At 63.7% G+C, this 22,819-nt stretch carries 25 protein-coding genes and 2 tRNA genes; 17 read left to right on the top strand and 10 right to left on the bottom strand.

Annotation, left to right across the window (positions count from 1 at the left end):
• Window positions 1–12 precede the first annotated feature (12 nt).
• On the top strand, window positions 13–1,392 hold the full coding sequence (tig, locus tag ACLI1C_RS10370; protein ID WP_411396779.1) for a trigger factor: 1,380 nt from the start codon (window positions 13–15) through the stop codon (window positions 1,390–1,392).
• An 85-nt stretch (window positions 1,393–1,477) separates the two neighbouring features.
• Complete coding sequence (locus ACLI1C_RS10365; protein WP_411396778.1) at window positions 1,478–2,950, top strand: NAD(P)H-hydrate epimerase; 1,473 nt, start codon at window positions 1,478–1,480, stop codon at window positions 2,948–2,950.
• 166 nt (window positions 2,951–3,116) lie between these two features.
• Here ACLI1C_RS10365 and ACLI1C_RS10360 read toward each other — a convergent pair whose 3' ends face one another.
• Window positions 3,117–4,373, bottom strand: a complete 1,257-nt coding sequence (locus tag ACLI1C_RS10360; protein WP_411396777.1) for a cytochrome P450 — start codon at window positions 4,371–4,373, stop codon at window positions 3,117–3,119.
• A 128-nt stretch (window positions 4,374–4,501) separates the two neighbouring features.
• On the opposite strand from ACLI1C_RS10360, the gene ACLI1C_RS10355 reads away from it, so the two are divergent.
• The 4 genes from ACLI1C_RS10355 (at window position 4,502) to ACLI1C_RS10340 (ending at window position 7,566) form a co-directional block, all read left to right on the top strand.
• Window positions 4,502–4,732, top strand: a complete 231-nt coding sequence (locus tag ACLI1C_RS10355; protein ID WP_411396776.1) for a hypothetical protein — start codon at window positions 4,502–4,504, stop codon at window positions 4,730–4,732.
• 232 nt (window positions 4,733–4,964) lie between these two features.
• Entirely contained in the window at window positions 4,965–5,594 is a 630-nt protein-coding gene (locus ACLI1C_RS10350; protein ID WP_411396775.1) for an ATP-dependent Clp protease proteolytic subunit, read from the top strand.
• 172 nt (window positions 5,595–5,766) lie between these two features.
• A complete protein-coding gene (gene clpX / locus ACLI1C_RS10345) occupies window positions 5,767–7,044 on the top strand; it encodes an ATP-dependent Clp protease ATP-binding subunit ClpX (RefSeq protein WP_411396774.1) in 1,278 nt (425 codons plus the stop codon).
• A 114-nt stretch (window positions 7,045–7,158) separates the two neighbouring features.
• Window positions 7,159–7,566 carry a DUF1801 domain-containing protein gene (locus ACLI1C_RS10340; RefSeq protein ID WP_411396773.1) on the top strand — a complete coding sequence of 136 codons (408 nt, stop codon included), beginning with the start codon at window positions 7,159–7,161 and terminating at the stop codon, window positions 7,564–7,566.
• Window positions 7,567–7,568: 2 nt separating this feature from the next.
• On the opposite strand, the gene ACLI1C_RS10335 is transcribed toward ACLI1C_RS10340, so the two are convergent.
• Window positions 7,569–8,651, bottom strand: a complete 1,083-nt coding sequence (locus ACLI1C_RS10335; RefSeq protein WP_411396772.1) for a citrate synthase/methylcitrate synthase — start codon at window positions 8,649–8,651, stop codon at window positions 7,569–7,571.
• A gap of 58 nt (window positions 8,652–8,709) precedes the next feature.
• Between ACLI1C_RS10335 and ACLI1C_RS10330 the strand changes: the two genes are divergently transcribed.
• Window positions 8,710–9,873 (top strand): citrate synthase, encoded by a 1,164-nt coding sequence (locus ACLI1C_RS10330; RefSeq protein ID WP_411396771.1) that lies wholly within the window; start codon window positions 8,710–8,712, stop codon window positions 9,871–9,873.
• A gap of 5 nt (window positions 9,874–9,878) precedes the next feature.
• Here the strand turns inward: ACLI1C_RS10330 and ACLI1C_RS10325 are convergent, their stop codons facing one another.
• Window positions 9,879–10,919 carry an ornithine cyclodeaminase gene (locus tag ACLI1C_RS10325; protein WP_411396770.1) on the bottom strand — a complete coding sequence of 347 codons (1,041 nt, stop codon included), beginning with the start codon at window positions 10,917–10,919 and terminating at the stop codon, window positions 9,879–9,881.
• A 12-nt stretch (window positions 10,920–10,931) separates the two neighbouring features.
• Window positions 10,932–11,906, bottom strand: a complete 975-nt coding sequence (gene rocF, locus ACLI1C_RS10320) for an arginase (RefSeq protein WP_411396769.1) — start codon at window positions 11,904–11,906, stop codon at window positions 10,932–10,934.
• 143 nt (window positions 11,907–12,049) lie between these two features.
• On the opposite strand from rocF, the gene ACLI1C_RS10315 reads away from it, so the two are divergent.
• Window positions 12,050–12,481 (top strand): Lrp/AsnC family transcriptional regulator, encoded by a 432-nt coding sequence (locus ACLI1C_RS10315; protein ID WP_411396768.1) that lies wholly within the window; start codon window positions 12,050–12,052, stop codon window positions 12,479–12,481.
• Between the two features lie 226 nt (window positions 12,482–12,707).
• Window positions 12,708–15,143, top strand: a complete 2,436-nt coding sequence (gene lon / locus ACLI1C_RS10310) for an endopeptidase La (RefSeq protein ID WP_411396767.1) — start codon at window positions 12,708–12,710, stop codon at window positions 15,141–15,143.
• A 73-nt stretch (window positions 15,144–15,216) separates the two neighbouring features.
• Here lon and ACLI1C_RS10305 read toward each other — a convergent pair whose 3' ends face one another.
• The 6 genes from ACLI1C_RS10305 to ACLI1C_RS10280 form a co-directional block, all read right to left on the bottom strand.
• Window positions 15,217–15,684, bottom strand: a complete 468-nt coding sequence (locus tag ACLI1C_RS10305; RefSeq protein ID WP_411396766.1) for a YidB family protein — start codon at window positions 15,682–15,684, stop codon at window positions 15,217–15,219.
• A gap of 41 nt (window positions 15,685–15,725) precedes the next feature.
• Window positions 15,726–15,983, bottom strand: coding sequence for a GlsB/YeaQ/YmgE family stress response membrane protein (locus ACLI1C_RS10300; protein ID WP_411396765.1), 258 nt, complete (start codon window positions 15,981–15,983; stop codon window positions 15,726–15,728).
• Window positions 15,984–16,091: 108 nt separating this feature from the next.
• Complete coding sequence (locus ACLI1C_RS10295; protein ID WP_411396764.1) at window positions 16,092–16,505, bottom strand: GFA family protein; 414 nt, start codon at window positions 16,503–16,505, stop codon at window positions 16,092–16,094.
• A gap of 17 nt (window positions 16,506–16,522) precedes the next feature.
• The gene (locus ACLI1C_RS10290) at window positions 16,523–16,981 is read right to left on the bottom strand and encodes an SRPBCC family protein (RefSeq protein WP_411396763.1); all 459 of its coding nucleotides are present in this window, start codon (window positions 16,979–16,981) and stop codon (window positions 16,523–16,525) included.
• Window positions 16,982–17,086: 105 nt separating this feature from the next.
• On the bottom strand, window positions 17,087–17,554 hold the full coding sequence (locus ACLI1C_RS10285) for an SRPBCC family protein (protein ID WP_411396762.1): 468 nt from the start codon (window positions 17,552–17,554) through the stop codon (window positions 17,087–17,089).
• Entirely contained in the window at window positions 17,551–17,871 is a 321-nt protein-coding gene (locus ACLI1C_RS10280) for an ArsR/SmtB family transcription factor (protein WP_411396761.1), read from the bottom strand. The genes ACLI1C_RS10285 and ACLI1C_RS10280 overlap by 4 nt, the downstream gene beginning before the upstream one ends.
• Window positions 17,872–18,177: 306 nt before the next feature.
• Between ACLI1C_RS10280 and ACLI1C_RS10275 the strand changes: the two genes are divergently transcribed.
• The 8 genes from ACLI1C_RS10275 (at window position 18,178) to ACLI1C_RS10240 (ending at window position 22,817) form a co-directional block, all read left to right on the top strand.
• Window positions 18,178–18,450 (top strand): HU family DNA-binding protein, encoded by a 273-nt coding sequence (locus ACLI1C_RS10275; protein ID WP_046140229.1) that lies wholly within the window; start codon window positions 18,178–18,180, stop codon window positions 18,448–18,450.
• Between the two features lie 127 nt (window positions 18,451–18,577).
• A tRNA-Val gene (locus ACLI1C_RS10270) sits at window positions 18,578–18,653 on the top strand.
• A gap of 231 nt (window positions 18,654–18,884) precedes the next feature.
• A tRNA-Asp gene (locus ACLI1C_RS10265) sits at window positions 18,885–18,961 on the top strand.
• 142 nt (window positions 18,962–19,103) lie between these two features.
• Entirely contained in the window at window positions 19,104–19,835 is a 732-nt protein-coding gene (msrA, locus tag ACLI1C_RS10260; RefSeq protein WP_411396760.1) for a peptide-methionine (S)-S-oxide reductase MsrA, read from the top strand.
• Between the two features lie 219 nt (window positions 19,836–20,054).
• The gene (locus ACLI1C_RS10255) at window positions 20,055–20,600 is read left to right on the top strand and encodes an outer membrane protein (protein ID WP_411396759.1); all 546 of its coding nucleotides are present in this window, start codon (window positions 20,055–20,057) and stop codon (window positions 20,598–20,600) included.
• 306 nt (window positions 20,601–20,906) lie between these two features.
• Window positions 20,907–21,485: an outer membrane protein gene (locus ACLI1C_RS10250; protein ID WP_411396758.1), complete on the top strand. Its 579-nt coding sequence runs from the start codon at window positions 20,907–20,909 to the stop codon at window positions 21,483–21,485.
• Window positions 21,486–21,879: 394 nt separating this feature from the next.
• On the top strand, window positions 21,880–22,245 hold the full coding sequence (locus tag ACLI1C_RS10245; protein ID WP_411396757.1) for an NADH-quinone oxidoreductase subunit A: 366 nt from the start codon (window positions 21,880–21,882) through the stop codon (window positions 22,243–22,245).
• Window positions 22,215–22,817, top strand: coding sequence for a NuoB/complex I 20 kDa subunit family protein (locus tag ACLI1C_RS10240; RefSeq protein ID WP_411396756.1), 603 nt, complete (start codon window positions 22,215–22,217; stop codon window positions 22,815–22,817). The genes ACLI1C_RS10245 and ACLI1C_RS10240 overlap by 31 nt, the downstream gene beginning before the upstream one ends.
• Window positions 22,818–22,819: the final 2 nt, after the last annotated feature.

Raw genomic sequence — 22,819 nt, 5'->3', positions numbered from 1 at the left:
GGATTGAACCGAATGCAGGTTACCGAAACCCTCAATGAAGGCCTGAAGCGCAAGTTGAGCGTCACCATTCCGGCCGCCGCCCTCAATGAGCGCCTGGGCGCCAAGCTCGAAGAGCTCAAGGGCCAGGCCAACATCAAGGGCTTCCGTCCCGGCAAGGTGCCGCTGGCGCATATCAAGAAGATGTTCGGCCGCTCCGCCATGAGCGAAGTGATGACCGACGCGATCAACTCGACCGTGTCGGACACGCTGGACGAGCGCAAGGAACGCGCCGCCGCACAGCCCAAGGTCGACCTGCCCGACGATCAGGCCGTCATCAATGACGTTCTCGACGGCAAGGCGGACCTGGCATTCGAAGTCGAATATGAAGTGCTGCCGCCCGTCACGCTGATGAAGCTGGACGGCGTCAAGCTGGTCAAGCCGGTGATCGACATCACCGACGAAGAAGTCACCGCCGAAGTGAACCGCGTCTTCGCGCAGAACCGCGGCTATACCGACAAGGGCGACGAAGGCGTCGTCGAGAACGGCGATCGCCTCGGTCTGAGCTTTGTCGGCAAGATCAAGGGCAAGCCCTTCGATGGCGGCACTTCCGACCATGCCCACCTCACGGTCGGCTCGGGCGAGTTCATCCCCGGCTTCGAAGAGCAGCTGATCGGCATGAAGAAGGGCGAGACGCGCGAGATCGACGTCACCTTCCCCAAGGATTACCAGAGCGAAGAACTGGCCGGCAAGAAGGCCCAGTTCGAAGTGACGGTGCTGCATGTCGACGGCCCGAACCAGGGCGAGCTGGACGACGAGTTCGCCAAGCGTCTCGGCGTCGAGAACGTCCAGGCCATGCGCGATGCGGTCAAGACCCAGATGGAGGCCGCGCTGGCATCCATGAGCCGCCAGCACATGAAGCGCCAGATCCTCGATGCGCTCGATGACGGTCACAAGTTCGACGTGCCGGCCCAGCTGGTCGATGCCGAGTTCAACACGATCTGGCAGCGGGTCGAGCACGAAGTGCAGAGCCATGGCCGGTCCTTCGAAGACGAAGGCACGACCGAGGAAGCGGCTCGCGAGCAGTATCGCAAGATCGCCGAGCGCCGCGTGCGCCTGGGCCTGGTGGTCGCCGAGATCGGCAACCAGAACGAAGTGAACGTGACCGAGGAAGAGCACCAGCAGGCGCTGATCGCCGAAGTGCGCCGCTTCCCCGGCCAGGAACAGCAGGTCTACGACTATTACCGCAAGAACCCCCAGGCCCTGGCTGGCCTGCGTGCGCCGGTGTTCGAGAACAAGGTCGTCGATTTTGTCGCCGAAAAGGGCGACATCACCGAAAAGAAGATGACCCGCGACGAACTGGCCAAGCTGATCCAGGCCGACGAGGACGAGGTTCCGGAAGAACACCACCACTAAGGTGTTCTGACTTGAATATGGAAGCCGCCCAGAAATGGGCGGCTTTTTGTTTGCAGGTTCCGTTTTGTCTGCCGAGAGATGTGCCATGACCGCTGCCCATGCCGATATCCTGCTCACCCCGGCCCAGATGGCCGAGGCCGACCGGCTTGCGGTGGCCAGCGGGGTCAAGTCGCTCAAGCTTATGGAGGCGGCCGGCAAGGCTGTCGCCGAGGCCGTGATGGAGCGCTATTACCAGCGCTCGGTGCTGGTGCTGTGCGGGTCGGGCAATAATGGCGGCGACGGCTTTGTGGTGGCGCGGCTGCTCAAGCAGAAGGGCTGGCCGGTGCAGTTGCGGCTGATCGGCGACCGCGCGGCGCTCAAGGGCGATGCCGCGCATATGGCCGAGCAGTGGACGGGCCGGGTGGCGCCGCCGACGGCGCAGGATATCGACGCGGCGGACCTCGTCGTCGACGCCCTGCTGGGCGCGGGTCTCGACCGTGATACCGAAGGGGCGTTTGCCGAGGCCATTGCGGCGGTCAATGCCAGCTCGCGGCCGGTGGTGAGCATCGACATTCCCAGCGGCATAGACGGCGCCACGGGCGCCCTGCGCGGCACGGCGATGATCGCCGACATGACCGTGACCTTCTTCCGGCTCAAGCCCGGCCACCTGCTGCAGCCGGGCCGCGACCGCTGTGGCGAGGTGGTGCTGGCCGATATCGGCATTGCCGAATCGGTGCTGGGGCCGATCGGCGCCAGGGCCTGGCAGAATTCGCCCAGCCTGTGGTCGCTGCCGGTGGCGAGCAATGAGGGCAACAAGTTTCATCGTGGCCACTGCGTGGTGGTTTCCGGCGGTCCGCTGCAGACCGGGGCGGCCCGGCTGGCTGCCATGGCGGCGTTTCGCGTCGGGGCAGGGGTGGTGTCGCTGACTGGGTCCGAAGCGGCGCTACTGGTCCACGCCGCCCATGTCACCGCCGTGATGCTGAAGCCTACGGAGAGCCCGGAGGCCTTGGCCGAGCTGCTCTCGGATGACCGGATGAATGCCGTGGTCATCGGCCCGGCGGCAGGCGTGGGCGAAGAGACGCGGGCGCGCGTGCTGGCCGTGCTTGCCTCGGGCGCCGCGACGGTGCTGGACGCCGATGCGCTGACCAGCTTTGCGGCCGACGCCGGCACGCTCTACGGCGCCATCAAGGCCGCCGAGCGCCCGGTGGTGATGACGCCCCACGAGGGCGAGTTCCAGCGGCTGTTCGGCGACGTGCCCGGCGGCAAGCTGGAGAAGGCCCGCGCAGCGGCGGAGCATTCGGGCGCCATCGTCATCCTCAAGGGCAGCGATACGGTCATCGCCAGCCCTGACGGCCGCGCCGCCATCAATGCCAATGCCCCGGCCTGGCTGGGCACGGCCGGCTCCGGCGACGTGCTCGCCGGCATGGTGGCGGGGCTGATGGGGCAGGGCATGGAGGGCTGGGAAGCGGCCTGCGCCGGCGTGTGGCTCCATGCCGAGGCGGCGAACAGATTTGGCGGCCCGGGGCTGATCAGCGAGGACCTGCCGCTGCTGGTGCCGGGGGTGCTGGCGAGCCTTTGACCCATCTTCCCTCTCCCCTTGAGGGAGAGGGTGGATCTTCCGCGTTCAGCGGGAGATCCAGGTGAGGGGTGCTGCGCGCTCCCATGCTGCAATGCTTCAGGTAGCAAAGAGACCCCTCATCCGCCCTTCGGGCACCTTCTCCCTCAAGGGGAGAAGGGAAGAAAGATCAGCGCCAGCGCACCATAAGCCGTTCCAGGCCATGGAAATGGTACACGTCATTGTAGCTGGGCGCTTCGGCCAATCTCAGCTTGGGCAGGCGGCGGAACAATTCGCTGAACGCCACCTGCAGCTCGATGCGGGCCAGCGGCGCGCCGATGCAGAAGTGGATGCCGGCGCCGAAGCTCACATTGGCGCCATCGCTGCGGAACGGGTCGAACGTGTTGGCATTGGCGAAGCGCCTGGGGTCGCGATTGGCGGCGCCCAGCATCAGCCCGATAACATCGCCCTTGCGGAGCTGCAGCCCCTCGTAATCGAGGTCGCTCAGTGCGTAGCGGGTGAACATATGCAGCGGCGCGTCGAAGCGCAGGCATTCCTCCACCGTGGCTTCGGTCTGTGCGTCGCTGGCGAAAAGCGTAACCGGATCGATACCGCTTTCGAGGATGGACTTGACGCCATTGCCGGTGGTGTGGACCGTGGCCTCATGCCCGGCATTGAGCAGCAGGATGGCGGTGGACATGACCTCCTCGTCGCTCAACCGGTCGCCGTCGCGATCGGAGGTCAGCATATGGCTGAGCAGGTCCTCGGTCGGGCGCTTGCGGCGCTCGGCAATGGCCTCGGCGACGAAATCCATGAAGTCCTGCGAGGCCTGGTTGGCATCGCGCTCGGTCGCCTCGCTGACGCCGAACATGTACATGGCCACCATGCGGTTGGACCAGTTGAGCAGGCTCGGCGCGCTTTCGGCGGGCAGGCCGATCATCTCGGCGATGATGATTGCCGGGATCGGTGCGGCGAAGGCCTTGATCAGGTCGACGCTGTCTTCGCCTTCGAAGCCGTCGATCATCTCGTTGGCGAGCCGGATGATGCGGGGCCGCAGTTGCTCGACATGGCGGGAGACGAAGGCGCGGTTGACCAGGGTGCGCAGGCGCGTATGGCCCGGCGGCTCCAGGTTGAGCAGGGAGTGCTTTTCGGTGAGGTCGAAGGCGGCGGTATGCGGCTTGGGCGCGGGCATGCCGAGCTCCTCGCGCGTCGCCACATGCAGGATTTCGCGGCCGAAGCGCTTGTCGCGCAGCAAGGCGCTGACATCCTTGAAGCCGGCAAAGCACCAGTGGCCATACTGGTCCCAGAAGAAGGCCGGGTTGCCGGCATGGAGCCGGTCATAGAAGGCATAGGGATTCTGGAAGAAGGCTGGGTCGCGCGGATCGGCGCTGGCGCGGCGGTTTTCGGGGACGTCGGTGATCGGCTTGAGCTGGATGATGGCGGCCATGGAAATCAGTATCTTGGGAAGGGCGCGATGACCTTACGAGGTCGCCGCGATGAAGCAAACGGCGGAGATGCCTTGCTCCCGCCGAAAAAATCGCTAGTCAGGGGCAAGAGATTTTGAGGAGCCGTTCCGTGAGCGATCTGACCCTGAGCCAGGCCATCGACAACATCTATGCGTCGATCAAGAACAACAACGAGGATCTGGACCTCCACATCGCCGCGCTCAAGGCGGCGATGGCCAAGGAAGGCGCCAAGGAGGCCGTGTTCGAGCCGGCCAAGCTGGCCCAGTCCAACCGCCAGGGCCGCAAGATCATGCAGTCCTATTTCAAGAAAAAGGGCGTCGCGGTCAGCTTCTCGGCCTAGCGCTCCATTCACCTTGCCGTCACATCGGGCAAACGCGCTATTGAAGCCTGCCCCAATGCCGCCTATCTGTGCCTTTACCCGCTTTTAAGGCGGCGTGGGCTGCAATCAGTCGCAGCGTCGATTCGAATTCGATACGATCCCCGGACCCCCGATGTCCGAGTTCGGGAAGGGATCGTGTTTCAATCCAAGCAATGCTGGCCCGGTCCGATACGGCACAGCTAAGGGGCACTACATGCGGGATCCGCACGATACTTACATGAACACGCTCGTTCCCATGGTGGTCGAGCAGTCCAATCGGGGCGAGCGCGCCTTCGATATCTATTCGCGCCTGCTGCGCGAGCGCATCATTTTCGTGACCAGCGTGGTCGAGGACAATATGGCGAGCCTTATCGTGGCTCAGCTGCTGTTCCTCGAATCGGAGAATCCGAAAAAGGAAATTTCGCTCTATATCAACTCGCCCGGCGGCGTGGTGACGGCGGGTCTTTCCATCTACGACACGATGCAGTTCATCCGCGCGCCCGTCGCCACCATGGTGATGGGGCAGGCTGCCTCCATGGGTTCGCTGCTGCTGGCAGCCGGCGAGGCCGGCATGCGCACGGCACTGCCCAATGCCCGCGTCATGGTGCACCAGCCGTCCGGCGGCTTCCAGGGCCAGGTTACCGACATCCTGATTCATGCCAAGGAAGTCGAGGGCTTAAAGCGGCGTCTTAATCAGATTTATGAGAAGCACACCGGCCGCACTTACGAGGAAATCGAGAACGCTCTCGAGCGCGATCGCTTCCTGTCGCCAGAGGAAGCCAAGACTTTTGGCCTCATCGACAACGTCTGGGACAAGCGCGTCGTGCCCGAGGCGCAGGCCTGATCGCCCGCGTTAAGCACATTGCTGATGCGCCGTGGACTGTGATCCAGACGCAATTGCACCAAGCCGGATCGGTCTTTAGGATCGGTTCGGCTTAGACTTTCTTTAGGCTCGAGCGTTACCGTCACTGGCAACGCTTGGTTTTGGGGGCGCTCTGGCCCCCGGGAGTGACTGGATGTCCAAAGAGACAACGAACGGCGAAACCTCGAAGAACACGCTCTACTGCTCGTTCTGCGGGAAATCCCAGCATGAGGTTCGCAAGCTGATCGCCGGTCCGACCGTGTTCATCTGCGATGAATGCGTCGAACTGTGCATGGACATCATCCGCGAAGAGAACAAGACCAGCATGGTCAAGTCCTCCGATGGCGTGCCGACACCGGCAGATATCTGCAAGGTGCTCGACGACTATGTCATCGGCCAGTTCCGCGCCAAGCGCGTGCTCTCCGTGGCTGTCCACAACCACTACAAGCGCCTGCACCATTCGTCCAAGAACCAGGATATCGAGCTTTCCAAGTCTAATATCCTGCTGATCGGGCCGACCGGCTCGGGCAAGACGCTGCTGGCCCAGACGCTGGCCCGTATCCTCGACGTGCCATTCACCATGGCTGACGCCACGACGCTGACCGAAGCGGGCTATGTCGGCGAGGATGTGGAGAACATCATCCTCAAGCTGCTGCAGTCGGCCGACTACAATGTCGAGAAGGCGCAGCGCGGCATCGTCTATATCGACGAAGTCGACAAGATCTCCCGCAAGTCCGACAACCCGTCCATCACCCGCGACGTTTCGGGCGAAGGCGTGCAGCAGGCCCTGCTCAAGATCATGGAAGGCACCGTGGCTTCGGTTCCGCCCCAGGGCGGCCGCAAGCATCCGCAGCAGGAATTCCTGCAGGTGGACACGACCAATATCCTGTTCATCTGCGGCGGCGCCTTTGCCGGGCTGGAAAAGATCATCTCGGCCCGTGGCGAAGGCTCGGGCATCGGCTTTGCGGCCACCGTCAAGGACCCGAACGACCGTCGCGTCGGGCAGATCCTGGCCGATGTCGCACCGGAAGATCTGGTCCGTTTCGGGCTGATCCCCGAATTCATCGGCCGCCTGCCGGTGCTGGCAACGCTCGAGGACCTCGACATTGCCGCGCTGATCGAAATCCTGACCGCGCCCAAGAACGCCCTAGTGCGCCAGTACCAGCGCCTGTTCCAGATGGAAGAGGTCGAGCTGACCTTCCACGAGGATGCCCTCAAGGCGATCGCCGAGAAGGCCATCGAGCGCAAGACCGGCGCCCGCGGCCTGCGCTCGATCATGGAAGCTATCCTGCTCGACACCATGTACGACCTGCCATCGCTCGAAGGCGTGGAAGAAGTGGTGATCTCGGAAGAAGTGGTGAAGGGCAAGGACGTGCGTCCGCTCTACATCTATTCCGAGCGCAAGAAGGACGAAGCGCCCGCAACGGCGTAACGACTTCGGGATTGAAATTGAAAACGCCGGGCCTCGCGCCCGGCGTTTTTGCTTTTGCCTCTGTCGATTGCGGGGCGATTGTTTCGTCGTGATGGAGACAGACAGGAGCCAACCATGGCGATGCAGGACGCCGGCAAGCCGCGCACGATCGAGGAGTTCAACGCCATCCAGGATCCGGAGGACCGGCAGATCTGCGAGCTGCTCCGGCAGGTCATCGATGACGGCCTGCCGGAGGCGGAAAGCCGGATCTGGCACGCCCACCCGGTGTGGTTCCTGGCCGGCAACCCGATCGTGGGCTACAGCAAGCTCAAATCCTGTGTCCGCCTGCTGTTCTGGAGCGGGCAATCCTTCGATGTGCCGGGACTGGCGCCGGAGGGGACGTTCAAGGCCGCGGAAAAGCGCTACGCCTCTGTCGCGCAGGTCGATGTCGATGAGCTGCGAACCTGGCTCGAGCAAGCCAGGTTGATCCAGTGGGACTACAAGAACATCGTCAAGAAGCGGCGTCTCGACCGCATCAGCTGAGGTCAGGCCGCTTGCCGCGGTACTGGTCCGACATAGACCGACATGGGCCGGATCAGGCGGCCATTGAGGGCCTGTTCGCGGGCATGGGCGATCCAGCCGCCGACGCGGCCGGCGGCAAAGACGCAGGTGAAGGCGTCGCGGGGGAAGCCGAGGGCTTCCAGCAGCAGCGCGGTGTAGAATTCCACATTGGTTTCCAGCGGCCGGTCGGGCTTCTTGCGCTTGAGCAGGTCGAGCGCGGCCTGTTCCACCGCTTCGGCGAGCGCCAGGCGGGCGGGCGCGATGGCGCCGGATGTCGCCAGCAGGCGGACGGCCCCCTTGAGCGCATCGGCACGGGGATCGCGGACGCGATAGATGCGATGGCCGAAGCCCATCAGCCGCTCGCCTCTGGACAGGGCATCGTCGAGCCAGGCCGGGGCCCCTGCGGGCTGGCCGACGGCGTCGAGCATGTCGAGCACGGGGCCGGGGGCGCCGCCATGCAGCGGGCCCTTGAGGGCGCTGAGGGCGGCGAGCACGGCGGAGGCGAGGCCGGCCTGGGTTGAGGCCACCACCCGGGCGGCAAAGGTCGAGGCATTGAGGCCGTGATCGGCAACGGTCACCAGATAGCGATCGAGCGCGTCAGCCTGCTGCGCGGTCGGCATGGTGCCGGACAGCATGCGCAGGAAATCGGTGGCATGGGCAAGTCCGGCGTCCGGCGCGACGGGGGCGAGGCCGTTGCGCAGGCGCAGCAGGGCGCTGGTGAAGACGGCGGGCGCCGCGACCAGCTGAAGGGCCGGATCGATGCCGTCGCCATCGGGCAGGCGGGCCATCAGGGCGCGCAGGCCATCAACGGGGGGCAGGGCGACGATGGCGGGATCGGCCGACGCGACATGGGCGAAGACGGCCTGGCGCGCTCGGCCCAGCGCCGCGGGCAGATCATCGGGCAGCGGCAGGAAGCCGTCGCAGAGCAGGCGCAGCACATTTTCGTAGCGGCTGGTGGCCACCAGTTCATCCAGCGATATGCCGCGCACGATCAGCCGGCCATTGGCGCCGTCCACGTCGGACAGCACGGTTTCGGCGGCAACCACGTCTTCCAGACCACTTTTCATCACACACTCCTTTGGCTTGTTGCCGGCAAGACTAGGCGTGCTAACATTGACGTCAATCTTGACCAATTGGATCAATGTATCTGCCATGGACTGGCTGACCGCCGCGGAAGCTCTCGATCTGCTCGGCACGCAGAAGCAGACGCTTTATGCCAATGTCAGCCGCGGCCGGATCAAGGCCAGGCCGGACCCCTCCGACAGCCGCAAGAGCCTCTATCGGGGTGACGATGTGCGACGCCTGGCGCGGCGCGCCGCCGGCCGAAGGCGGCAGGATGCCGTAGCCGCGCAGGCCATGCAGTGGGGCGAGCCGGTGTTGCGCACCGGGATTTCGACGGTCCTGGACGGACGACTGCTCTATCGCGGGCAGGATGCCTGCGCGCTTTCCGAGGGCGCCACGCTGGAGGAGGTCGCCGCATTGCTGTGGCGGGCGCCGTTCAGCAGCGTTGAGGCGTCATCCGCCGAGGCTGGTGGGGGAATGCCGGCGGCCTTTGTCGCGCTGGCCAGGCGGGCAGCGGTATCAATGCCGGTCGCGGGGGCGCCGGCCTCGGAAGCCGGGCAGGTGCTGGCGGAAATGGCGCAGGCGCTGGGCGGCGATGCGCAGCAGGGGGAATGCCTGCATCAGCGGCTCGCGCGGCATTGGGTGCGGCCCGATGCTGCCGATATCATCCGGCGCGCCTTGGTGCTGCTCGCCGATCATGAGCTGACGGCCTCGACCTTTGCCGTGCGGGTGGCAGTCTCGACCGGGGCATCGGTATGGGCGGGGGCGCTGGCGGGGCTGGCGACGCTCAACGGGCCGCGCCACGGCCTGGCGTCACGCGAGGTGGCGGTGCTGGTCGAGGATATCGGGCACGATCCCGACCCGGAAACGGCCTTGCTCGACTGGCTGGGCGAGGGACGGCATGTGCCGGGCATTGGGCATCAGCTTTATCCCGAAGGCGATGTGCGGGCCGTGGCTTTGCTGGACCAGTTCAACCCGCCGGAGGCCTTCATCGCGTTCCGGGAGGCGGCCGAGCGCGTCACGGGCGACGCCGTCAATGTCGACTTCGCGCTGGCGGCACTCGTTGTCGCGCATGACCTGCCCAGGGATGCGCCGCTGGTGCTGTTTGCCGTGGCCCGGACCGTGGGCTGGCTGGCGCATGCGCTGGAGCAGATGGCCAGCGGCCAGATCATCCGGCCGCGGGCGCAATATGTGGGGGCTTCACCTGTCCCTCTGGTCGAGAGTTGAGCCGTCTACGCCGGCTCCTGCACTTTCCGGGCGGCGACGGTGCCGACCAGTTCGCCATAGAGGTTCTTCGGGTCGGCCAGTTCGGGGATGAGATCCACCAGATGCCGCCTCTCCGCGGTGAGGTCGTGGACCAGCCGCAGCGCCGAGAAATCCTCCACGGCAAAGCCGACCGAATCGAAGACGGTGATGTCGGCCGCGCTGGTCCGGCCATCCTTGACGCCGGCAAGTACTTCCCAGAGCTCGGCCACGGGATAGTCGGCTGGGGCCTGCTGGATTTCGCCCTCGACGCGGGTCTGGGGCGTGAACTCGGTGAAATACTTGCCCACGCTCAGAATGTCGGCGGCCAGCTCGGTCTTGCCGGGGCAGTCGCCGCCAATGGCGTTGATATGGGTGCCGGGGCTGAGCATGGCGGCATCGATGACGGCCACTTGGCCTTTGACCGCGGTGCAGACGGTGACGATATCGGCTCCGGACACGGCCGCCTCGACGGACGCCGCGCGGACCAGCGTCATGCCGAAACCCCCGGCATTGGCCATGAACTTGTCGACGGCCCGGGGATCGGGGTCGTAGACCCGGATTTCCTCGATGCCGAGCAGCGCCTGGAAGGCGAGGGCCTGGAATTCGGACTGGGCCCCGGCGCCGATCAGCGCCATGACCCGGCTCTCGGGCCGCGCCAGGACCGAGGCGGCGAAGGCCGAGGTGGCGGCAGTGCGCAGGGCGGTCAGCAGGGTCATCTCGCTGATCAGCAGCGGATAGCCGGTGGCGACATCGGCCAATACGCCGAAAGCGGTAACGGTCAGCTTACCGGTCCGGGGGTTGGACGGGTGTCCGTTGACATATTTGAAGGTGTAGAGCTGCCCGTCGGAGGTGGGCATCAGCTCGATCACGCCATCCCGGGAATGGCTGGCAACGCGGGCGGATTTCTCGAACTCGCTCCAGCGCGAAAAGTCGGACCGGATATAGCCGGCCAGCTGGGTGAGGAAAGCCTTTGTACCGGTGGACCGGACTAGCCTCCTCATGTCTTCGACCCCGATGAACTGCGTCATTTTCTGGCGCTCCTAGATGCTGGTTGCCGCTTCGGTGATGTCGATGCGCGCGCTCTGGCGCGGCATGATCTGGCGGCCGAACAGGCTTGCCGCCAGGTCGACCAGCAGCCGGGCACTCATGCCGGCGTGGTCGAGGTAGGGATTGAGCTCGACGATGTCGAGCGAGCCCATAGTGCCGCTGTCATGGATCATCTCCATGACCAGGTGCGCCTCGCGAAAGGTCAGGCCACCGGCTACGGGCGTGCCGGCGCCCGGCGCGATGGCGGGGTCGATGGCGTCGACGTCGAGGCTCACATGCAGGTGGCCGCCCGCGGCCTCCACCCTTGCCAGCACGTCGCGCATCAGCGCCACGACGCCCATTTCGTCGATGCGGCGCATGTCGATGACATCGACGCCGCGCCGTTCGAGTAGTTGCCGCTCCGGCCGGTCGATCGAGCGGGCGCCGAAGACGGTGACGTTGCGCGGATCGACCTGGCCCCGCCAGTCGCCCTGGTATTCCGGCCCGAAATCGGGTTCGCCACAGAGCAGGGCCAGCGGCATGCCGTGGATATTGCCGGTCTCGGAGGTGGCCGGCGTGTTGAAATCGCCATGGGCGTCGACCCAGAGCACGAAGAGTGGCTTGCCAATCGCCGCGCAATGGCGCGCCACGCCTGAAATGGTGCCCATGGAGAGCGAGTGGTCGCCGCCGACAAAGGCGGGCAGGCGGCCCGCGCCGAGGCTTGCCAGGGCCTGCGCGCTGCTCTGGCGGGCAATGGCCAGCACTTCGGCCTGCCGCTCGCCGGAGAGGCGCCAGGGCGTGCCGCCGGCGGCGCGATAGTCCCAGACCAGGTCGCCATGGTCGCTGACCGTATAGCCCAGCGTGGCCAGCGTCTCGATCAGTCCGGCGACCCGCATGGCGTCGGGGCCCATGCCGGAGCCGCGGCAGGAGGCACCGGCATCGCTGGGGATGCCGAAGAGATCGATGGCAGGGGCGGCGGCATAGCTCATTGAACAAATCCTGCGCGTCACCGGATCGGGCCCGGATCATTTGATGTCCGCCCAGTGTGCCCAGCCGTGCGCTGTGCGAATAGCCAGATTTGTGCTATATATGCGCAGTCAATCGTTCAGTTTGCCAAGTGTGGATGCGCATAATGATCCTCGATGATCTCGATTACCGGCTGATCGCGCTGCTGCGCACCAATGCGCGCACTCCGGTCAACAAGCTGGCACTGGACCTCAAGGTCTCGCGCGCCACCGCCAAGGCGCGCATCGACCGGCTGGTGGCGGGCGGGGCCATAGCGGGCTTTACGGTGGTCATGGCTGCCGCGCCCAGCCAGGGCATTCGCGCCATCACCATGGTGGAGGTCGACGGCAAGCATGAAGCGGCGGTGATGAAGCGGCTGCTCGGCATGCCCCAGGTGCGCCAGCTGCACAATACCAATGGGCGCTGGGACATGGTGGCCGAGCTCGAAGCGCCCGATGTCGAGGCCTTCGACGACCTGCTGCGGCAGATCCGACAGATCGACGGGATTGCCTCCACCGATACGAGCATTTTGCTCAAGGCACGGCGAAGCGTGGGGTAGGGGGCATATCCATAGTGCAGCCAAGGCACAGCCCTGTTTCCGTGCTGCTACGCATATCTCCTGTGCGTAGTTGGGTTAACCGTGACAATTCCACGAAGGTTGACTTGTGTACCCGATAGGCGGACCTATTTATTAACCGGAATCAGCCCAGCATCTCATGCTGTAGCTGTCTACAACGGGCGCGCTACCATCTCCCTTCCCCCGCGCGCCCCGGAAAGGATACGAGATGACGGACGTCACCCCCGCCACTGGCGATGCAAGCCGGGACCGGGTTTACCCAGTTCTCCCCCTGCGTGATATCGTCGTTTTCCCCGGCATGATCGTGCCGCTGTTCGTTGGCCGCGAGAAATCGGTCAAGGCGCTCGAAGAGGTCATGCGCGACGACAAGCACATTCTTGTCGTGACCCAGAAGAATGCGCAGGACGACGATCCGGCACCAGACCAGATCTATGCCACCGGCACCATCGCCACCGTGCTGCAACTGCTCAAGCTGCCCGACGGCACCGTCAAGGTGCTGGTCGAGGGCCTGCACCGTGCGACCATCGATCGCTACCTGCAGACCGTCGACTATTTCGAGGCTGAAGCCTCCATCCTGCCCGAACCGGTGGAAGACGCGACCGAGCTCGAGGCCCTGTCGCGCTCGGCCAGCACCGAGTTCGAGAACTATGTGAAGCTCAACAAGAAGATCTCGGCCGAGGTCGTGGCCGCGGTCGGCCAGATCGAGAACCACTCCAAGCTTGCCGACACCATTGCCAGCCACCTGGTCATCAAGATCAACGAGAAGGAAGACCTGCTCTCGACCCTGTCGGTCGCCGAGCGCTTCCAGAAGATCCTCGGCCTGATGGAAGGCGAGATCGGTGTGTTGCAGGTGGAAAAGCGCATCCGCAGCCGCGTCAAGCGGCAGATGGAGAAGACGCAGCGCGAGTACTACCTCAACGAGCAGATGAAGGCGATCCAGAAGGAACTGGGCGACGGCGAGGAAGGCTCCAACGAGATCGCAGAGATCGAGGAGCGCATTGCCAAGACCAAGCTTTCCAAGGAAGCCAAGCTCAAGGCCGAGGCCGAGCTCAAGAAGCTCAAGTCGATGAGCCCGATGTCGGCTGAAGCCACCGTGGTGCGCAACTATCTCGATACGCTGCTCGGCCTGCCCTGGGGCAAGAAGAGCAAGGTCAAGCGTGACCTGGTCCTGGCCGAAAAGGTGCTGGACGAGGATCACTACGGCCTCGAGAAGGTCAAGGAACGGATCCTGGAATACCTGGCCGTGCAGGGTCGTACCGGCACGCTCAAGGGCCCCATCCTCTGCCTCGTCGGCCCTCCGGGCGTCGGCAAGACCTCGCTGGGCAAGTCGATCGCCAAGGCGACCGGCCGCGAATTTGTGCGCATGGCACTCGGTGGCGTGCGCGACGAAGCCGAGATCCGCGGCCATCGCCGCACCTATATCGGCTCCATGCCCGGCAAGGTGATCCAGTCGCTCAAGAAGGTCGGCAAGTCCAACCCGCTCTTCCTGCTCGACGAGATCGACAAGATGGGCCAGGACTTCCGTGGCGATCCGAGTTCGGCACTGCTCGAGGTGCTCGATCCAGAGCAGAACCACACCTTTGCCGACCACTATCTGGAGGTCGACTACGACCTTTCGGACGTGATGTTCGTCACCACGTCGAACACGCTCAACATCCCCGGCCCGCTGATGGACCGCATGGAGATCATTCGCCTGTCGGGTTACACCGAGCAGGAGAAGCATGCGATCGCCAAGCAGCACCTGATTCCGGAGACCCTCAAGGAAAACGGCCTTGCCCATGGCGAGTTCGAGCTTTCCGACGAGATGCTGACCGCCCTGATCCAGCGCTACACCCGTGAAGCGGGCGTGCGTAACCTCAAGCGCGAACTCAGCAAGCTGATGCGCAAGGCCGTGGCCGAGATCGTCAAGACCAAGGTCAAGACGATCACCATCGACGAGGCCAAGCTCACCCAGTATCTGGGTGCCGACATCTACAAGCACGGCGAGATCGAAGCCGAGTCGCAGGTTGGCCTGGTGACGGGCCTGGCATGGACATCGGTGGGCGGCGAGCTGCTGACCATCGAAGGCGTGATGACGCCGGGCAAGGGCCGCATGACGGTTACCGGCAACATCAAGGAAGTGATGAAGGAATCGCTGACCGCGGCAACGGCCTATGTCCGCTCCCGCTCGATCGATTTCGGCATCAAGCCGCCGATGTTCGACACGCGCGACATCCACGTCCACCTGCCCGAAGGCGCGACGCCCAAGGATGGTCCGTCGGCCGGTATCGGCCTGGCGACTGCCATCGTCTCGGTGATGACGGGCATTCCGGTCCGCAATGATGTCGCCATGACCGGCGAGATCACGCTGCGGGGCAGGGTGCTGCCCATCGGCGGGCTCAAGGAGAAGCTGCTTGCCGCGCTGCGCGGCGGCATCAAGACGGTGCTGATCCCTGAAGAGAATGTGCGCGATCTCGCCGAGATCCCGGACATCGTCAAGGAAGGCATGGAAATCGTGCCGGTCAGCCGCATGGATCAGGTGATCGAGCGGGCGTTGGTGCGCAAGCCCGAGCCGATCGAGTGGAACTTCGACGAAGCCACGCCGGCCGTGTCCACCACGGTCGACGCCGCCTCCGACGATGCCACAGCCGGCCTGCCGCACTAGGCCGGTCTGATTGAATGAGAAACGGCGGCCCGCATGGGCCGCCGTTTTTCTTTGAGTGAGCTGTTTTTGGCAGCTAGGTGAACCTCGCCGCCTCATCCTCCGTCGGCATCCTGCCGTTGGGCGTCATCCTGTTGACGGCGTCGGGCAGGGTCTTGGAGAGACGCTCCAGCAATTCGGCCCGAGAGAGGCCGGTCTTCTGGGTCAGTTCAGCAATGGTCTCTTCGCCCAGGGTGTCCTCAAGATCGGCTGCGTCAACGGGGGCATTGTCCTCGTCGGCATTGATCCAGCTGTCTGCCTGTCGGCCGTGTCCCGTCTGGCGGAAGCGATCGACAAGATCACCCAGACCACCGCTCAATACGCTGCCGGCAGAGGCGCCGCCCAGCGCGCCGCCCAGGCCGTTCAGCAAGTCGCCAAGGCCTCCGGACGACTGACCGGGATTTGCGGGATCGGCGGATTGGCCACCCGCCCCGTTGAGCAGTTCGCCAAGTTTGTCACGGTTCTGGTAGCCCGCCACGGCCAGCAGGCCAAGCAGGGCAACCATTGAAGGCATTCCTCGCGCCATTTGTAATCTCCCGTCCTGGTTTATTCCCGGCGGCGGCCGGCAATCATGCCCCAAACGACGAGCACGATGATGGCACCCACCACGGCCCCGATCAGCCCCGCGCCCTCGCCGGGTGCGTACCAGCCCAGTGCCTGGCCGAGAAACGACGCAACGAAAGCGCCGACGATGCCCAGGATGGTGGTCATGATGAAGCCCGATGGCTCATTGCTGCCGGGCATGATGAACTTGGCGATGATGCCGGCGACGAAACCGATGATGATTGTCCAGATAATGCCCATGGTGTGCTCCGGTATTGGGTGCATGCAGCAACGCCGTTCGGACCAGCTCGTTCCCGCCGGGCCACAGGCAGGCCCGGAAGGATCGCGTGTCGGCGCATGCCGGTATGGCTATCCAGCCATGCGCTCGAACTTCTGCACTGCCGGATCGATGGCGTCCCAGGGATGACCACGCATGCTGTAGGTCAGGGCCTGCGGCTTGAACTGGCTGGGGTCGTCGAGGGCGGTGGCATGGACGGCGATGATGTCCGGCATGGCGGTGAAGGTCAGGTAGACCGGCGTGCCGCAAGTGGGGCAGAAGGCGTGGAGCTTGTCGTGCCCGCTATCCGCGGTGACGCGCCATTCCGATGCCATGCCGGTGATCCGCATGGCGCTGCGGTGCGGAAAGGTCAGGTATGAGCCGTGGCCGGTGCCGCTGCGCTTCTGGCAGTCGAGGCACTGGCAGTGGTTCTGGAAGATCGGCTGCTGGGTGGTCGCGAAACGGATGGCGCCACAGGCGCAGCCGCCGGCATAGGACATGGCCATGGGTTGATCTCCCTGCGTCATGCCGCCGGCTCGGCCAGCTCTGGAAGCGCCCCGGTGCCGGTTTCGATCAGCTGCTTGAGGCTGCCCTGGATCAGCGATGTCCAGGCGTCGGTGCAGATATCGTAGCACTCCACTTCGGGCTTGAGGCCGACATGGGTGAAGGTGACTTCGGTGTGGCTGCCGGTATGGACGATGTCGAAGGCGATCGTCGTGCCGGTCCATTCGGTCCGGTCCTTGAGGAAGCTGAGGTCGGCATCGAGCACTTGCCAGGCGACGCGCCGGCCGGGTACGAGTTCGGTCACCTCCTGCCTGGAATAGTGCAGGTCCTGGTAGCGATAGGTGAACACATCGCCGAGCTCGGTGCTGTCGCCCTCGAAGGCGCCGCTCCACCAGGCGCGGGGGTTGATGATGGCGGCGAAGGCCGCCTCGGGGCTCCGGTTCACGGTGAAGGTGGTTGTGTAGCTTGGCGTCGTCATGGGTTGCTCCTTGGCTGGGTTGTGGCCGGCGCGCAGCTGTCCATGCCCTGAACGAGCACTGGCTGCGGCCGGATGAAAGTTGATTGGGGGCGCTAGCGGCGGCGGTCAGGCGGCCTTGGGCTTGGCGAAGATGTCGAGCGCGCGGCCCGTCTCGAGGAAGGACTTGAGACTGGACAGGACTATCGGCCAGCCCTTGCTGATGCCCTTGGCCATGCCGCCGCCGGCGAGCAGTTCGTCATGGGCGACGGTCAGGCGCACCATGTCGTCATATTCCTCGATATCGAAGGTCACGCGGCTGTAGCTGTCGGGGTCGGCTTCCTGCGACGCGTTGGTCCAGGTCATGACAAGGCGTTTGGGCGGGCTTACCTCCACCACCTTGCCGACCAACTCGACTGTGCGCTCGTCATTGGCGCGGATATGTTCCCAGCGCGAGCCGGGCTGCCAGTCCGATACATTCTCATGGCCCCAGTAGCGCCGTGCCAGCTCTGGCCGGGTAATGGCTTGAAACACCTTGTCCGGGGTCGACTGGATATAGGTCACATAGACAAAGCTGGTTGTCTCTTTGGCGGTCATTCCTGGTTTCCTTCGAGTTCCGTCTTCAGGTCGTGCAGCGTCTTGAGCCGCTCAAGTTCGAATTTGCGCACCCAGCGCTCGTAGATGTCGTGCAGGGGCACGGGGTTGATGAAATGCAGCTTTTCCCTGCCGCGCTTTGCCGTGCTGACCAGGTTGGCCTCTTCTAGCAAAGCGAGGTGCTGCGTTGCCGATTGCCGCGCCATGGCCAGGTTTTCGCAAAGCTGGCTGAGCGTCTGGCCGTTTTTCTCGTGCAACAGGTCGAGCAGCTGCCTGCGGGTGGGGTCGGCCAGGGCCTTGAAAACCTTATCTGCGTCCATCGTTCTCTCAAATCTGCACTACAATATGCAGGCAAATACCTGCATGTCAAGGGCAGGCATTTGCCTGCATTTACGCCATGCCCGCGGTTGCCGAATAGCCTCGGAACCCGCAGGAAAGCCCGGAAAACGGGCGAAAACCTACAATCCGGACTTGCAGGGCCAATCTTTCCGGTCCATTAACAGCTTTGCACCGTCCGGCCTCGCAAAAAGCCCGGAAATCCTTGCGTTTCACTCAGAATCGACCAAGGGTTGCCGCGTTTTAGGCTTCGCCAGCGAGGGCGGGCAAATCCACTGTGAGGAAACGCTATGAACAAGAACGATCTGGTTGGCGTCGTCGCCGACAAAGCGACGATCACCAAGGCACAGGCCGCTGAAGCGGTTGACGCAGTGTTCGAGGCCATCACCGGCTCCCTGAAGGCTGGCGAAGAAGTCCGCCTCGTCGGTTTCGGCACCTTTGCCGTGTCGGCACGCAAGGCTTCGACCGGCCGCAACCCTGCCACTGGCGCTGAAATCCAGATCCCGGCCTCCAACCAGGCCAAGTTCAAGCCCGGCAAGGGCCTGAAGGACGCGATCAACTAAGATCACGTCGGATCACTACGACGATCGGCCCCGTGCGCATCGCGCCGGGGCCATTTCATTTGCCGGTTGACGATAGCGGGCAGGGGCCCTAATCAGGGCCACCTTGCCAAGGCCGATCCGGCCCGGCGGGCGATTAGCTCAGTTGGTAGAGCGCCTCGTTTACACCGAGGATGTCGGCGGTTCGAGTCCGTCATCGCCCACCATTCTCCCTCCACCGCGAAACCTGCAAGCAAAGTGCCAGCATGCTGGCAGCGGGCGCTTCTCATCCTTCACATCCAGAATCATGCGCTAGACCTTGTGGCGACGGGCCTTTTCCACAGCCTGAAGCCGCATTCATGAAAATGTCGCCTGGATGGTGACTTGCTCGCTTGACTTGCCCCTGAGGGCTGGGTAAACGGACGCCACGTTGCGCGAACGACTTGTTTGCAAGCGCTGCGGGAGTAGCTCAGTTGGTTAGAGCGCCGGCCTGTCACGCCGGAGGTCGCGGGTTCGAGCCCCGTCTCTCGCGCCACCCTTTCCCAGGGTTTGCGCACCTTTCCCCCAGTTTCAGCCTCGAGTTCTGCTTCATTTCCGCGTGAAGCGGCTGATCCGATGTAACCCAGAGCGCATATAAGTCGAACTTACGGGCAACTGCCTCAACCAAGGGTTCGCAAATGTCTCGCTCTCTCACCATTGCACACGATCGCGCCGCCAGCTGGCGCGCCACGTTGGCGGCCATGCTCGTCCTGCCCGCCATGGCGCTTGGCTTTTGGAGCCAACCCGCCGCCGCCCAGGAGGCGCCGGTGGTCATCCCCGCACCACTGACGGATCTCAGCGAGACCGGCACCTCGGCAACGGCCGTCTTTGCCGGCGGATGCTTCTGGGGCGTGCAGGGGGTGTTCCAGCATGTGAAGGGCGTGACGCGCGCGGTCTCGGGCTATTCCGGGGGCGCGGCGGAAACCGCGACCTACGAACAGACCAATAGCGGTACGACGGGCCATGCCGAAGCGGTGGAGGTGACCTATGACCCATCCGTGGTGAGCTATGGCGATCTGCTGCAGATCTACTTCTCGGTGGCGCATAATCCGACGCAGCTGAACTACCAGGGACCCGACCGCGGTACACAGTATCGCTCGACAATCTTCGTGGGCAGCGATGAACAGGCCGAGATCGCCCGCAGCTATATCGCGCAGCTCGATGATACGGGCCTGTTCGAGGGGCCGATCGTAACGACGATCGAACCGCTGGACGCCTTCTATGACGCCGAGCAGTACCACCAGGATTTCCTGACGCTCAATCCGACCTGGCCCTATATTGTCTATCATGACCTGCCCAAGATCGCGGCGCTGAAGTCGATCTTTCCCGACGCCTATCGCGACGAGCCTGTGCTGGTGGGTACGCTGTAGGGCTGCGCGCCGGCACGGTGTGGCTGTTCGGCAACTGCTACCCGATGCCCTATTTTGGCCCCGTGGGTGTCGGGTTTTTGCCGGGAATGTTGGACAAACGAGGTGATTGGCTCCCGGGCATCCCGATTTGGTGGTCCGGGCGCGGTACACGACCTAGGCGGAACCGGCCCTACGGCGCCGCGTTCATCAACGGATGGTCCCGCAGCAAGGAGAACGGCGATGAGCTTGTTCAAGACTTTGGCGCTTACGACGCTCGCCACCGCGCTCTCCGCGGGCACAGCCCTTGCGGCAGACATGATCACTGTTCCCACCAGCACACCGGTCGAAATGCCGGTCTATGAAGAGTCCGGATTTGACTGGAATGGCTTCTATGCTGGTGTTTACGGCGCGGCCCAGAATGGCGCGACCAGCGGTACGCAATATGGCCTTGGCATTCAGGCGGGCGTCAACGCGCAGTTCGACTTCTATCTGCTGGGTGCCGAAGTCGCCGTCCATGGCATTACCGGCGATGTGGGCGAGACCACCTATGGTCAAATCCTTGGTCGGGCCGGTCTGGTGGTGACCGATGATGTCGTCGTCTACGGCGCGGGCGGCTATGGCATTGACCTGGGGGCACCCGACGAGAGCGACGCCCTGCTGGGCGGCGGCGTGGAACTGGCGGTCACCGACAGCATCTCGGTGGAGGCGCAGTACCTGCACGGATTTCCGCTTAATGGCGGCAATGCCAAGGACCAGTTCACGGTGGGCGCGAACTTCCACTTCTAGCGTGCCAGCGGCAGGAATTATCGAATCAAGGCCCCGCTCCGACGGGGCCTTTTTGTTGCGGCGCTCGTTTGGCGGCGCGACTCGGTCACGCCCCGATTGCGACACCTCGTCGCCCTGCAGGCGCGGCCGATAGGTGCAATTTGTCTCAAATTGGGCCAATTGCGCGGTATTGAGGCAACACACCCCCGCAAATGGTCATCGAATCTTATCCGCACTGAGTGATTTGAGCGAACCGAGGCTTGTCACGCGCGTTGAGCTGATGCATCTAGTCGGTCGACTACGGTTAACTCTATGGGAGTGCAAGATATGTTTGTACGTTCGCTTTCTCTCGGTGTGGCTGCTGCCGCGCTGCTCGCTGGTGGTGCTCAGGCCGCCGACCTCATCATCCCGACGACCCCGCAGCCGATCTATGAAGCTGCTGGCTTCGATTGGGAAGGTCTCTATGTCGGTGCTCGCGCTGGTGGCCAGTTCACCGGTTCCGACGCCAGCACCTATGCCGGCTATCCGATCAGCTCGACCTCGGGCGTCCTCGGCGTTGCTGCCGGCGTGAACTTCCTGCCGATGGATCCGCTGCTGGTCGGCGTTGAAGTCACTGGCGACTACATCTGGAACAACGCGTTCAGCACCGGCGAATTCTTCGCCAACCTGCGTGCTGGTGCCGTTGTGACCGATTCGGTCCTCGTCTATGCCATCGGTGGCGTTGGCACCAACAACCGCACTGGTTTCAACCAGGGCGTGTACCAGCTCGGCGGCGGCGTCGAACTGGCTGTGACCGACTCGATCTCCGTCCGCGGTGAACTGGTTGGCCAGGGTGACTTCGACGGCGCTGCTGACCCGTTCTTCGAAACGGCCAAGGCAACCGTCGGCGTGTACTACCACTTCTAAGTTTTGCAATCGGCAGGGCGGTTCGCCGCCCTCTCGACCTAGCGTCTTGCAAACCCAATTCGGCGAACCACAGCAGTGGTTCGCCGTTTTGGTTTTGGCCCGCTTTATGCGGGCCTTTTGCTATCTGGTGGCCATCACCCCAGGGTGGATGGAATCCAAAATCGGCGAAGATTGCAGCATGCTTTTGTCGTCCAATTTGCGAGATGGTGGCTAATCTTGCGGGCAGTTGGCGATTGAATATATGATTATTCTGGTCATATTTTCTTTCCCTTGAAACCCGATAGCCAAAGGTCTAAGCCCAAGCCATCAACTGTCGCGTTGGTTCGCTTGCCCCAATTGCTTGCGCAACCCTCGCAACCCCGGTCGCCCGACCGGCCTAGAAACAGGCTGCCGCATGACTGATTTGCTCAGCGACTATCTGCCGATTGTCATCTTTATCGCCGTGGCCGGCGTTATCGGACTGGCCCTCCTGGTTGCTCCTTTCATTGTCGCCGTGAAGAACCCCGATCCCGAGAAGGTTTCGGCGTTCGAAGCAGGTTTTGATGCCTTCGACGATGCGCGCATGAAGTTCGACGTGCGATTCTATCTCGTGTCGATTCTCTTCATCATCTTCGACCTCGAAGTGGCGTTCCTGTTTCCGTGGGCGGTGGCCTTCCATGATGTCGGCTGGTTCGGGTTCTGGTCGATGATGATTTTCCTCGGCGTACTGACCGTCGGCTTTATCTATGAATGGCGGAAAGGGGCCCTGGAATGGGATTGAGTGAACCAACCGGTACGCTGGTGGCGCCACGTCCGACCGGGCTTGTCGACCCGCGCACCAATCAGGCCGCAGGCGCCTCGGATCCGTTCTTCACCGACGTGACCGACGAGCTGGCCGACAAGGGTTTTCTGGTTTCGACCGTGTCGCAGCTCGTCAACTGGGCGCGTACCGGATCGCTGATGTGGATGCAGACGGGTCTGGCCTGCTGCGCCGTCGAGATGATGCAGATGTCGATGCCACGCTACGACATCGAGCGTTTCGGTACGGCGCCGCGCGCTTCGCCGCGTCAGTCGGACGTGTTGATCGTCGCTGGCACCCTGACCAACAAGATGGCCCCGGCGCTGCGCAAGGTTTATGACCAGATGCCGGAGCCGCGCTACGTCATCTCCATGGGCAGCTGTGCCAATGGCGGCGGCTACTATCACTATTCATATTCGGTCGTGCGCGGCTGTGACCGCGTCTTGCCGGTGGACGTCTATGTTCCCGGCTGCCCGCCCACGGCAGAAGCGCTTCTTTACGGCATCCTGCTGCTGCAAAAGAAAATCCGCCGCACCGGCACCATCGAACGCTAGGT

The sequence above is a fragment of the Devosia sp. XGJD_8 genome, from assembly GCF_046614475.1.
Classification (GTDB): domain Bacteria; phylum Pseudomonadota; class Alphaproteobacteria; order Rhizobiales; family Devosiaceae; genus Devosia.
The sequence above is the reverse complement of the archived record's forward strand: the minus strand, read 5'-3'. Positions and strand labels throughout refer to the sequence as shown.

What these genes read in the sequence shown, in the direction of transcription:
- tig (WP_411396779.1), top strand. Translation starts at nt 13, where the DNA reads ATGCAGGTTACCGAAACCCTCAATGAAGGCCTGAAGCGCAAGTTGAGC.
- ACLI1C_RS10365 (WP_411396778.1), top strand. Translation starts at nt 1,478, where the DNA reads ATGACCGCTGCCCATGCCGATATCCTGCTCACCCCGGCCCAGATGGCC.
- ACLI1C_RS10360 (WP_411396777.1), bottom strand. Translation starts at nt 4,373, where the DNA reads ATGGCCGCCATCATCCAGCTCAAGCCGATCACCGACGTCCCCGAAAAC.
- ACLI1C_RS10350 (WP_411396775.1), top strand. Translation starts at nt 4,965, where the DNA reads ATGCGGGATCCGCACGATACTTACATGAACACGCTCGTTCCCATGGTG.
- clpX (WP_411396774.1), top strand. Translation starts at nt 5,767, where the DNA reads ATGTCCAAAGAGACAACGAACGGCGAAACCTCGAAGAACACGCTCTAC.
- ACLI1C_RS10340 (WP_411396773.1), top strand. Translation starts at nt 7,159, where the DNA reads ATGGCGATGCAGGACGCCGGCAAGCCGCGCACGATCGAGGAGTTCAAC.
- ACLI1C_RS10335 (WP_411396772.1), bottom strand. Translation starts at nt 8,651, where the DNA reads ATGAAAAGTGGTCTGGAAGACGTGGTTGCCGCCGAAACCGTGCTGTCC.
- ACLI1C_RS10325 (WP_411396770.1), bottom strand. Translation starts at nt 10,919, where the DNA reads ATGACGCAGTTCATCGGGGTCGAAGACATGAGGAGGCTAGTCCGGTCC.
- rocF (WP_411396769.1), bottom strand. Translation starts at nt 11,906, where the DNA reads ATGAGCTATGCCGCCGCCCCTGCCATCGATCTCTTCGGCATCCCCAGC.
- ACLI1C_RS10315 (WP_411396768.1), top strand. Translation starts at nt 12,050, where the DNA reads ATGATCCTCGATGATCTCGATTACCGGCTGATCGCGCTGCTGCGCACC.
- lon (WP_411396767.1), top strand. Translation starts at nt 12,708, where the DNA reads ATGACGGACGTCACCCCCGCCACTGGCGATGCAAGCCGGGACCGGGTT.
- ACLI1C_RS10305 (WP_411396766.1), bottom strand. Translation starts at nt 15,684, where the DNA reads ATGGTTGCCCTGCTTGGCCTGCTGGCCGTGGCGGGCTACCAGAACCGT.
- ACLI1C_RS10300 (WP_411396765.1), bottom strand. Translation starts at nt 15,983, where the DNA reads ATGGGCATTATCTGGACAATCATCATCGGTTTCGTCGCCGGCATCATC.
- ACLI1C_RS10295 (WP_411396764.1), bottom strand. Translation starts at nt 16,505, where the DNA reads ATGGCCATGTCCTATGCCGGCGGCTGCGCCTGTGGCGCCATCCGTTTC.
- ACLI1C_RS10290 (WP_411396763.1), bottom strand. Translation starts at nt 16,981, where the DNA reads ATGACGACGCCAAGCTACACAACCACCTTCACCGTGAACCGGAGCCCC.
- ACLI1C_RS10285 (WP_411396762.1), bottom strand. Translation starts at nt 17,554, where the DNA reads ATGACCGCCAAAGAGACAACCAGCTTTGTCTATGTGACCTATATCCAG.
- ACLI1C_RS10280 (WP_411396761.1), bottom strand. Translation starts at nt 17,871, where the DNA reads ATGGACGCAGATAAGGTTTTCAAGGCCCTGGCCGACCCCACCCGCAGG.
- ACLI1C_RS10275 (WP_046140229.1), top strand. Translation starts at nt 18,178, where the DNA reads ATGAACAAGAACGATCTGGTTGGCGTCGTCGCCGACAAAGCGACGATC.
- msrA (WP_411396760.1), top strand. Translation starts at nt 19,104, where the DNA reads ATGTCTCGCTCTCTCACCATTGCACACGATCGCGCCGCCAGCTGGCGC.
- ACLI1C_RS10255 (WP_411396759.1), top strand. Translation starts at nt 20,055, where the DNA reads ATGAGCTTGTTCAAGACTTTGGCGCTTACGACGCTCGCCACCGCGCTC.
- ACLI1C_RS10250 (WP_411396758.1), top strand. Translation starts at nt 20,907, where the DNA reads ATGTTTGTACGTTCGCTTTCTCTCGGTGTGGCTGCTGCCGCGCTGCTC.
- ACLI1C_RS10245 (WP_411396757.1), top strand. Translation starts at nt 21,880, where the DNA reads ATGACTGATTTGCTCAGCGACTATCTGCCGATTGTCATCTTTATCGCC.
- ACLI1C_RS10240 (WP_411396756.1), top strand. Translation starts at nt 22,215, where the DNA reads ATGGCGGAAAGGGGCCCTGGAATGGGATTGAGTGAACCAACCGGTACG.